Origin of the sequence: Piscinibacter sp. (genome assembly GCF_050175855.1) — a bacterium.
Lineage (GTDB): Bacteria > Pseudomonadota > Gammaproteobacteria > Burkholderiales > Burkholderiaceae_C > Piscinibacter.
This window is the reverse complement of the sequence record NZ_JBFXIO010000302.1, coordinates 1-6,556: the sequence shown is the minus strand read 5'-3', so window position 1 is coordinate 6,556 and position 6,556 is coordinate 1. Positions and strand designations below refer to the sequence as shown.

Here is a 6,556-nt window from a genome sequence, read left to right as displayed (position 1 = left end):
AGCGGCCGCGAGACGTCGGCCAGCAGCACTGTGGCCTTCACCAGGTCTTCCACCGCCTCGGCCAGGTCCGCGGGCGGCACCAGCGACTCGATCTCCTCGATCAGGTCGTCGGCGTCCTCGAGGTCGTCGGGGTCGAGGTGCCGGTACAGCAGCGCCAGCGGCTCGCGCAGCTTCTGCGCGTCCAGCGCCATCAGCGCCGGGAAGAACTCCATCGCGGTGGCAAAGCCCGCCACCCAGCCGACCACCGCGTCGCTCGGCGAGTCGCCCTCGCCGTCGAGCTCGAACACCCACGGATCGAACCACTGGCGAGCCTGGATCGCTGCATCGAGCTCGGCATGGCGACGCCGCGCGAGGGACTGCAGCGGCCGCGCGTCGAAGCCCGGCGGCGCTGCCCGACCATCCGCGTCGGTCACGTGGGGCATCCATGTGGCTTCCGCGACACGCCGCGGCTGCAGCAGCACGCCGCAGAGGAAGCCATCGAGCGCGCTGACGTCCAGCGGCTCGAGCGGCGCGGGAACGCGGTCCAGCGCCTCCTGCAGCGCCTCCAGATCACGTTCGGTGAGTGCTTGCTGCGCGGCGGGGCGGGGCTTGGCGCCCGGGGTCGGTCGATGCGTGGCCATGCGCGATTGTGCGGCGACGACTCCTCGAACTGGGTATGGGCATGTCACACATTTCATGATCCATCACCTTCCCACGTCTTGGGGATGGCCCGGCGACGGGCACCTCCCTAGAGTGCGACGCATAGCTGTCACACGGGATCTGTCACAGATCGCGCGCTCAAAGGTCCGTAACGCCCGCCGCCCCGAACTCGTTTTGCCGGGGCATGAACAGGGCGAGAGACTGGCACCGCACCCAACGACGTCCTTACTTGAGGACTTGACACAGCCCACCAGTACCCACTGGTGGGCTCTTTTTTTGGCCATGGCGGACAATCCCGTCTTCGACCGAGAGGAGACACGCATGGGCGCCCCCGAAGCCTTCACCGCCACCACCGAAGTGGGCCACTTCATCGCCGGCCGCACCGTCGCCGGCAGCAGCGGCCGCAAGCAGGCCGTCTACAACCCCGCCACCGGCGCCGTGGCGCGCCAGGTCGCCCTGGCCAGCGAGGCCGAGGTGAACGCGGCCGTCGCCGCCGCCAAGGCCGCCTTCCCGGCCTGGGCCGACACGCCGCCGATCCGCCGCGCGCGGGTGATGAACAAGTTCCTCGAGCTGATGAACCAGCACCGCGACACGCTGGCCGCGATGATCACCGCCGAGCACGGCAAGGTGTTCACCGACGCGCAGGGCGAGGTCACGCGCGGCATCGACATCATCGAGTTCGCCTGCGGCATCCCGCAGCTGCTCAAGGGCGACTACACCGACCAGGTCTCCACCGGGATCGACAACTGGACGCTGCGCCAGCCACTGGGCGTGGTGGCCGGCATCACGCCGTTCAACTTCCCCTGCATGGTGCCGTGCTGGATGTTCCCGGTGGCGATCGCCTGCGGCAATGCCTTCATCCTCAAGCCCAGCGAGCGCGATCCGTCGCCGTCGCTGTTCATGGCCGAGCTGCTGCAGCAGGCCGGGCTGCCCGACGGCATCTTCAACGTCGTGCAGGGCGACAAGGTGGCGGTCGACACGCTGCTGCACCACGACGATGTGAAGGCGCTGAGCTTCGTCGGCTCCACGCCGATCGCGCAGTACATCTACGAGACCGGCGCGCACCACGGCAAGCGCGTGCAGGCGCTGGGTGGCGCGAAGAACCACATGGTGGTGATGCCCGATGCCGACCTCGACCAGGCGGTGGACGCGCTGATCGGCAGCGCCTACGGCTCGGCCGGCGAGCGCTGCATGGCCATCAGCGTGGCGGTGCTGGTGGGCGACGTGGCTGATCGCATCATCCCGAAGCTGGCCGAGCGCGCGCAGGCGCTGAAGGTCAAGAACGGCATGGAGCTCGACGCCGAGATGGGCCCGATCGTCACCAGGCAGGCGCTCGAACGCATCGAGGGCTACATCGAGCTCGGCGCGAAGGAAGGCGCGAAGCTCGTCGTCGACGGCCGCGGCTTCAAGGTGCCGGGCTTCGAGGCCGGCTTCTTCACCGGCGGCACGCTGTTCGACCACGTGACGCCGGCCATGTGCATCTACAAGGAAGAGATCTTCGGCCCGGTGCTCGCCTGCGTGCGCGTGAAGGACTTCGCCGAGGCGCTGGCGCTGGTCAACGACCACGAGTACGGCAACGGCGTGGCCTGCTTCACCAGCGATGGCAACGTGGCGCGCGAGTTCGCGCGGCGGGTGCAGGTCGGCATGGTCGGCATCAACGTGCCGATCCCGGTGCCGATGGCGTGGCACGGCTTCGGCGGCTGGAAGAAAAGCCTGTTCGGCGACATGCACGCCTACGGCGAGGAAGGCGTGCGCTTCTACACCAAGCAGAAGAGCGTGATGCAGCGATGGGCGTCGTCGACGCCCAAGGGCGCCGAGTTCGTCATGCCGACGTCGAAGTGATCGACGCGCTCAGTCGCCGCGGAATCCCGTCGCCTTGACCACCGCCGCCCAGCGGGCGGCCTCGGCCTTGAGCATCTTCTCGGTGTCGGCGCGCGAGGTGCCGAGCACGCTGAAGCCGGCTTCCTGCAGCTTCGCCTTGGTCTCCGGCGACTGCACCGCGGCGACGATCTGGCGGTTCAGCAGTTCCAGCGCGGCGGCCGGCGTGCCGGCCGGCGCGAACACCGCGAACCAGGCCGCGAAGTCGATCTTCGGATAGCCGGCCTCGGCGAAGGTCGGCACCTCGGGCAGCAGCGGCGAGCGTGATGCCGCCGTGGTGGCCAGTGCGCGCATCTTGCCGCCCTTGATCTGCGCCGCACCGAGCGCGGTCGACACGAACGCGCCGGCCACGTCGCCGGCCACGATGGCCGTCACCGCATCGCCGGTGGCGCGGTAGTGGATCGGCTCGGTCTTGAAGCCGGCGGCCTCGGCGAACAGCTCGGCGCCGAAGTGGCCCGGCGTGCCGGCGCCAAAGGTGCCGAAGTTGGTCTTGTCGGCCTTGGCGCGCGCGGCCTTGACGAAATCGGCCACACTCTGGTGCGGCGAGTTCGCCGGCACCACGAGCAGGAAGTCGGAGCGCACCACCTCGGAGATGCCGACCAGTTCCCTGGCCGGGTCATAGGGCAGCTTGCTGAAGGCCGGCGGCGCGATGGCGATCGAGCCCACCTCGCCGAGCAGCAGGCCGTAGCCGTCGGCCGGGCTCTTGGCCACGCCCTGCGCGGCGATCTGCCCGCCGGCGCCGGCCTTGTTGTCCACCACTACCTGCTGCTTGAGCAGGTCACCGAGCCGCTGCGCGAGCAGCCGCGCCACCACGTCCGGGCCGCTGCCCGGCGGGAAACCCACGGCGAGGCGCAGCGCGCGGTCGGGGAAGGCCTGCGCATGCGCCGGGGCGCCGGCACCGAGGGCGATGGCGCCGGCGGCGATCAACAGTTCACGGCGGGTGGAATGGGTCATGTCGGTCTCCTCGCTGGACGTCGCGATGGGCGCGAGTCTGGAGCGCGCCGGCACGGCGCGCTGTCATCCGAGAGTCCGACAGGCGGGTCAGCCCGGGGTGGAGCCGAAGCGAGCGAACAGTTCGCTGCGGAAGTGCAGCCCGAGGCGCTCGAAGGCACGCGAGCGGTAGGTCTTCACCGTGGCCACCGACAGGCCGAGGTCGGCGGCGATGCCGTCGTGGCTCCAGCCGCGCAGCAACCGCTCGCAGACGTCGAGCTCGCGCGCGGTCAGTGCCGGGCAGGCGCGCTGCAGGCTCTCGCGCGGGCCGGCCGGGGCCGGCCGATCGGCCAGCGCGAGGTGGCGCTTCACGGTGGCCATGAGCAGCGGCGCGATCGCCTCGAAGCGCTCGCGCTCGACGCCGCTGAACGGCCCCTGGTGATCGTGGTGGTAGAGGTTGACGGCCAGCAGCGAACCGTCGTCGTCGCGCGCCGCCACCGACAGCCGCTCGAGCACCCGGTGGCGCCGGTAGATCTGCTCGCGGTGGTCGCTGTTCGGCGCATCCTCGCCGCGCATGTGCAGCACCGCCACGTGGCCCGGCGCGCCGGCCGCATCGACGCGGTCGAAGCTGCGATCGCGCCGGTACAGGCCGTCCCGGTAGGCGCGGAAGCAGTCGCCGGTGGTGTCGGCCACGCCGCGGCTGGCGGAGCAGTGCAGCACCGGCGCGCGTTCGCGCCACACGCGGTAGACCGACCACGAGGCCGCCTGCAGCGGCCCGTTGAGCGCCTCCAGCGCCGCACCGGCGAAGCCGCCGTCGCCGATCGCGCCGATCAGGCCGTGCAGCGCGCGTTGGGTGGCCGCGTCGCCGCGGTGGGGTTCCAGCATGGACATCGCGTCATCCTCTCGGCCGACGTGCATTCATCGTCCGCCGTGGCGATGATTGATAACCAACTCCGCCTGTCCATTGGGGAAACAGCCACCATGCCCGACTTTCCGCCTGCTCCCGCGCTGGTGCCGATGACGCAGATCCGCTGCGAGGTCGGCGCACTGGTCAGCCTGGGCGCCGCGCCGGCCGGCGAGCGCCGCTACGTGCCGCTGGGCAGCGGATGGGCACGCGGTCCCGAGCTCGACGGCGAGTTGGTCGAAGGCGGCATCGACTGGCAGCTCGCCCGCGGCGACGGCGTGCTGGAGATCGCCGCGCACTACGTGATCCGAGCCCGTGACGGGGCGCTCGTCGAGGTGCGCAGTGAAGGCCTGCGCCACGGCCCGCCGGAGGTGATGGCGCGGCTCGCGCAGGGCGAGGCGGTGCCGCGCGACGCCTACTTCTTCCGCACGCTGATGCGCTTCACCACCGGCGCGCCGGCCTGGCAGCACCTGAACAAGGTGATGGCCATCGCCGTCGGCCAGCGCGAGGCGCGCACGGTACTGCTCGACGTCTACCGGCTGACCTGATCAGGTGCCGATCGGGCCGCCGTCGCGGCGGCGGATCACCACCGTGGCCGAGCGCGGCCGGCCGCCGAACGGCCACTTGGAGAACCGGCTCGGCTCGGCCGGGTCGCTGCGGTCGCTGGGCGTCTCGCCCGGGTGCTGAACGTTGATGAACATCGTGCGGCCGTCGGGCGTCATCGCGGCGCCGGTGATCTCGCAGTTCACCGGGCCGGTGAGGAAGCGGCGGATCTCCCCGGTCGTTCGGTCGCAGGCGAGCATCTGGTTGTTGCCGATGCGCGCGAGCTCGCCCTTGTTCATCTGCGTGGCGTGCGCGTCGGTTTGGATCCACAGCACGCCGCGCGTGTCGAGCATCAGGCCGTCGGGGCAGGCGAAGAGGTCGCCGCGGATGTTGCCCTTGGCCTCCGGCCGCTCGTTGGCCGGGTCGCCGGCGAGCACCAGGTGGTTCCAGCGCATCGTGGTGCCATCGAAATCGCCGTCTTCCGTCCAGCGGATGATCTGGCCCATCACGTTGTTGGCGCGCGGGTTGGCGGCGTCGATGCCGGGCATGCCCTTGGCACCGCGTGCGCTGTTGTTGGTCAGCGTGCAGTAGACCTCGCGGCGATGCTGGTCGATGGCCAGCCACTCGGGGCGGTCCATCTTGGTCGCGCCGAGCCGGTCGCTGGCCTGCCGGGTCTTGATCACCACCTCGCCCTGGTCGGCGAAGCCGTTGGCCGCCGTCAGCGGACCCTGGCCCTGCACCAGCGGCAGCCAGCGGCCGGTGCCGTCGGCATCGAAGCGCGCGACATAGAGCGTGCCGTGGTCGAGCAGTTCGCGGTTGGCCTGCGCCTTTGTCAGGTTCCCGCCGCCGGGTGCGATGCGATCCCGGCTGACGAACTTGTAGATGTACTCGAAGCGCGCATCCTCGCCGGAGTAGACGACGGCGCGGCCGTCCTTCGTCACCGCCACCCAGGCGCCCTCGTGCGCGGCGCGGCCGAGTGCGGTGCGCTTGATGGGTGTACTCGTCGGGTCCATCGGGTCGATCTCGACCACCCAGCCGAAGCGGTGGAACTCGTTGGGGTGCTTGCGCGCGTCGAAGCGCTCGTCGTGCTCGGCCCAGCGGTAGGAGCCGGTCTTGCGCAGGCCCCAGCGTTTCTGGTCGGCATCGGGCGCGTCGCCGCCGTCGAAGTAGTAGGCCCAGTTCTCCTCGCCGGAGAGATAGGTCCCCCAGGGTGTCATGCCGCTGGCGCAGTTGTTCAGCGTGCCCAGCACGGTGCGGCCGCCGGGGTCGGCCGCGGTCTTCATGAGCGCATGGCCGGCGGCCGGCCCCTGCACGGCAAAGGGCGTGAAGGCGGTGAAGCGGCGGGCGAAGCGCGACGGCCGCACCATCTGCCAGCGTCCGTCCTTCAGTTCGACCTCGATCACCGCGACGCCGTGCGCGGCCTGCGCCTTCCTCACCTTCTCGGCGCTCCAGGTCTTCAGGCCGTCCGGGTGCAGCAGGCCGTCGTCGACGTACTCGTGGTTCATGGCCAGCAGGCCGCGGGTGCTGCTGCCTTCGAGCGGGTAGAAGTGGATGCCGTCGTGGTGCATGCCCATCTGCAGCGCCTGGTCGGCAGCACTGTTCGAGGCATCCTCGCGCCAGGCCGGCATCGCGCCAGGCACGCCGATCGGCTCGCCCCAGGGC

The 6,556-nt window shown here is 70.7% G+C and carries 6 protein-coding genes; 2 read left to right on the top strand and 4 right to left on the bottom strand.

The genetic code is table 11. The annotated features are described in order from the left end of the window. Positions 1–620 (bottom strand): YecA family protein (locus AB7U92_RS19505; protein WP_428580796.1); only part of this gene is annotated, 620 nt, incomplete at its 3' end. Between the two features lie 340 nt (positions 621–960). Between AB7U92_RS19505 and AB7U92_RS19500 the strand changes: the two genes are divergently transcribed. After that, positions 961–2,481 (top strand): CoA-acylating methylmalonate-semialdehyde dehydrogenase, encoded by a 1,521-nt coding sequence (locus tag AB7U92_RS19500; RefSeq protein WP_428580794.1) that lies wholly within the window; start codon positions 961–963, stop codon positions 2,479–2,481. 9 nt (positions 2,482–2,490) lie between these two features. Here AB7U92_RS19500 and AB7U92_RS19495 read toward each other — a convergent pair whose 3' ends face one another. Together AB7U92_RS19495 and AB7U92_RS19490 are read right to left on the bottom strand one after the other, a co-directional pair. Next, complete coding sequence (locus AB7U92_RS19495; protein WP_428580792.1) at positions 2,491–3,471, bottom strand: Bug family tripartite tricarboxylate transporter substrate binding protein; 981 nt, start codon at positions 3,469–3,471, stop codon at positions 2,491–2,493. Between the two features lie 87 nt (positions 3,472–3,558). After that, positions 3,559–4,338 (bottom strand): helix-turn-helix transcriptional regulator, encoded by a 780-nt coding sequence (locus AB7U92_RS19490; RefSeq protein ID WP_428580790.1) that lies wholly within the window; start codon positions 4,336–4,338, stop codon positions 3,559–3,561. Between the two features lie 90 nt (positions 4,339–4,428). On the opposite strand from AB7U92_RS19490, the gene AB7U92_RS19485 reads away from it, so the two are divergent. Then, on the top strand, positions 4,429–4,899 hold the full coding sequence (locus tag AB7U92_RS19485; RefSeq protein ID WP_428580788.1) for a DUF3237 domain-containing protein: 471 nt from the start codon (positions 4,429–4,431) through the stop codon (positions 4,897–4,899). Here the strand turns inward: AB7U92_RS19485 and AB7U92_RS19480 are convergent. After that, positions 4,900–6,556: PhoX family protein (locus AB7U92_RS19480; RefSeq protein WP_428580786.1), on the bottom strand; the 1,657-nt coding region annotated here is incomplete at its 5' end.

Coding starts and splice junctions, on each gene's coding strand:
- AB7U92_RS19500 (WP_428580794.1), top strand. CDS start 961: ATGGGCGCCCCCGAAGCCTTCACCGCCACCACCGAAGTGGGCCACTTC.
- AB7U92_RS19495 (WP_428580792.1), bottom strand. CDS start 3,471: ATGACCCATTCCACCCGCCGTGAACTGTTGATCGCCGCCGGCGCCATC.
- AB7U92_RS19490 (WP_428580790.1), bottom strand. CDS start 4,338: ATGTCCATGCTGGAACCCCACCGCGGCGACGCGGCCACCCAACGCGCG.
- AB7U92_RS19485 (WP_428580788.1), top strand. CDS start 4,429: ATGCCCGACTTTCCGCCTGCTCCCGCGCTGGTGCCGATGACGCAGATC.